The following is a 3,010-nucleotide window of genomic DNA, read 5'->3' as shown; positions in this document are numbered from 1 at the left end:
TGCGCGGACCTCCGCGCCGACGCCCGCCGGCACCTGGCCGCCTACGACGCCGAGAGGGCGACGATCGCGCCGACGGCCCGCGCCGCCTTCCTGCCGCTCGCCCTGGTCGAGGGCTACCTCGCCGCCATGGAGCACCCGGGCTACGACCCGCTCAACACGCCGATCGAGACCGCCCGCTGGCGCCGCCTGTGGCGGCTGTGGCGGGGATCGCGCGCGGCCGGGTAGGGCGCCGACCGGCTCCCTCTCCCAGGGGGAGAGGGTTGGGGTGAGGGGCGTGACCTCTCAGGACGAGTTTCGCCCCTCATCCTGTCCTTCTCCCCATCCAAGTCGGGCTTGCCCGATTTGGACACCAGAATAGCCGATCTCGGGCAAGCCCGAGATCGGCGGGAGAAGGGACCCGCGCTCCCCCTGTCCAGCGAGAGGTCGCTGCGATGTAACCCCCCGCCGCCGCCCCGCGTTGGCGCCCGCAGATTCCTCGTCTACGTTCCTCAAAGAAGACGCTCCAGGGAAGAAACCAGACGCTCATGGCCGACACCTACGACGTGCTCATCATCGGCGCCGGCCCCGGCGGCTACGTCACCGCGATCCGCGCGGCGCAGCTCGGGTTCAAGACCGCGGTGGTGGACCGGGAGCACCTCGGCGGCATCTGCCTGAACTGGGGCTGCATTCCGACCAAGGCGCTGCTGCGCTCGGCCGAGATCTACCACTACATGCAGCACGCCTCCGACTACGGGCTCTCCGCCAAGGAGGTCTCGTTCGACACCGCGGCGATCGTAAAGCGCTCGCGCGGGGTCTCGTCGAAGCTGAACGGCGGCGTCGGGCACCTGCTGAAGAAGAACAAGGTCGACGTGATCTGGGGCGAGGCCACGGTCGATTCCGTCGCCAAGGGCAACGGCGCCGGCCAGGTGACGGTGAAGGAGACCACCCGCGCACCCGCGCCGAAGGGGGCGCTGGCCGCCGGCACCTACTCGGCCAAGCACATCATCGTCGCCACCGGCGCGCGGCCGCGCGCGATCCCCGGCATCGAGCCCGACAAGAAGCAGATCTGGACCTACTACGAGGCGATGGTGCCGGAGACGATGCCGAAATCGCTCCTGGTGATGGGCTCGGGCGCGATCGGCATCGAGTTCGCCTCGTTCTACGCCACCATGGGCGCGGCGGTGACGGTGGTGGAGCTGCTGCCGCAGATCCTGCCGGTGGAGGATCCCGAGATCGCGGCCATCGCCCGCAAGCGCTTCGAGAAGCAGGGCATCAAGATCCTCACCGGCGCCAAGGTGACGAAGGTCGAGAAGGGCGCCGACTCGGTCACCGCCACCATCGAGGGCGGCGACGGCAAGGTGCAGCAGATCACGGCGGAAAAGCTGATCTCGGCGGTGGGCGTCGTCGGCAACATCGAGAACCTCGGGCTGGAGAAGCTCGGGGTGACGATCGAGCGCGGCATCGTCGTCACGGACGGGTTGGGGCGCACCAACGTGCCCGGCCTCTACGCCATCGGCGACGTCGCCGGCCCGCCGATGCTCGCCCACAAGGCCGAGCACGAGGGCGTGATCTGCATCGAGACGATCAAGGGCCTGCACACCCACCCGATGGACAAGGCGAAGATCCCCGGCTGCACCTACTGCCAGCCGCAGATCGCCTCCGTCGGCCTCACCGAGGCCAAGGCCAAGGAGCAGGGCTTTGCCGTCAAGGTCGGCCGCTTCCCCTTCGCCGGCAACGGCAAGGCGATCGCGCTCGGCGAGCCGGACGGCCTGATCAAGACGGTGTTCGACGCCAAGACCGGCCAGCTGCTCGGCGCCCACATGGTCGGCGCCGAGGTGACCGAGCTGATCCAGGGCTACGTCGTCGCCATGAACCTCGAGACCACCGAGGAAGACCTGATGCACACGGTCTTCCCGCACCCGACGCTGTCCGAGATGATGCATGAAAGCGTGCTGGATGCTTATGGGAAGGTGATCCATACTTAGTCGAAAAAACACTGCTTATTCAGACACTTAGGGAACTTCAACTAAGCGTAGGATTGTGCTTTGAGGCATGATCCTACGCGATTCCCAAGCCCATTTCTGACGCTCAGTGTGACCAGTTTGTGACCGAATTAGCGTGTCTGAGGGCCGTGGAGGCCAGCGACAACCCCTCGTGTGGCGGCTGTAGGCCGTGATGCCGAGACTCACAGTTGACGGTCTAGCGTGACAATCGCCTGGACAGTGGCTGCACGACATTTGACGGCCGAAAAGCTTATCGGGTCAGGTCGATCAAAGCGTATCCCGCCTCCCGAACGCTCACCATCTAATCAAACAAAAAATCATCGTCTTTTCAGAGCCTTAGAACACCAACCTACCGTGGGACGACCGTAGGCATAATGACAAAAAAAGGCGTCGCAAGCGGCTGATTTTCGCGCCAACTGTGACAAAGACTGCGACAAAAATCGGTTAATATGCACCGCCCTAACCCACCAGCTCGCTTCGTGTTTCAGCAAATTCCGATGGTTGTGATCACGGCGATCTGGGCGGTGTTTTGATGGCCTTTTGCGCGACTTAGCAGCAGTTAGCACCAGCTAGTGTCTGCAATTCAAGGGTCAAACATCTTCATCGTCCACGTCATCAATAGCTATTTCTACGTGGTCCATCTCCGAAGCGGAATAAGCCCGCCCTTGTTTCAGGCCAAGCACTTCCTTCAAGCCTGGATGCACTCGGAAGATGTTAGCACGGGCATCATACTCGGCATCACTATCCTCATATTTCCACACCCACTCCGACCCGCCACCCGCACCACCAACCTTCAAATATCCAATTGCCGAAAAGTTATATAACTCTCGGACCATGTGAGTGTAAGAAGGCAAAGGAAGTTCCCGCTCTTCTTGCTTCGTATGTTCTTCTTTAAATTTAACGTAAGCGCTGTTTTCAGGCCACGGCTCTGAGGGCTGGCATGACCGGGTAGGCCCATGGCAGCAGGTCGTCGAGACGACGTTGTGGATGGCCCTCGACGATGCGGGTGATGACGTCGGCGAGGTAGG

The 3,010-nt window shown here is 62.8% G+C and carries 3 protein-coding genes and 1 pseudogene; 2 read left to right on the top strand and 2 right to left on the bottom strand.

Annotated features, from left to right (window positions below; translation table 11 throughout):
* A pseudogene (locus FV222_RS21710) lies at positions 1-225 on the top strand (phytoene/squalene synthase family protein); the annotation flags it as partial.
* Positions 226-524: 299 nt separating this feature from the next.
* Entirely contained in the window at positions 525-1,964 is a 1,440-nt protein-coding gene (lpdA, locus tag FV222_RS21705; RefSeq protein ID WP_147815617.1) for a dihydrolipoyl dehydrogenase, read from the top strand.
* A gap of 608 nt (positions 1,965-2,572) precedes the next feature.
* Here lpdA and FV222_RS29935 read toward each other — a convergent pair.
* Together FV222_RS29935 and FV222_RS21695 are read right to left on the bottom strand one after the other, a co-directional pair.
* The gene (locus tag FV222_RS29935; protein WP_210248503.1) at positions 2,573-2,818 is read right to left on the bottom strand and encodes a hypothetical protein; all 246 of its coding nucleotides are present in this window, start codon (positions 2,816-2,818) and stop codon (positions 2,573-2,575) included.
* Between the two features lie 79 nt (positions 2,819-2,897).
* Positions 2,898-3,010 (bottom strand): transposase domain-containing protein (locus FV222_RS21695; RefSeq protein ID WP_147815615.1); only part of this gene is annotated, 113 nt, incomplete at its 5' end.

The organism is Methylobacterium sp. WL103 (genome assembly GCF_008039885.1).
In the GTDB taxonomy this organism is placed as follows: domain Bacteria; phylum Pseudomonadota; class Alphaproteobacteria; order Rhizobiales; family Beijerinckiaceae; genus Methylobacterium; species Methylobacterium cerastii.
Note: the sequence above shows the minus strand (reverse complement) of the source record. Positions and strands in the feature narration are given on the sequence as shown.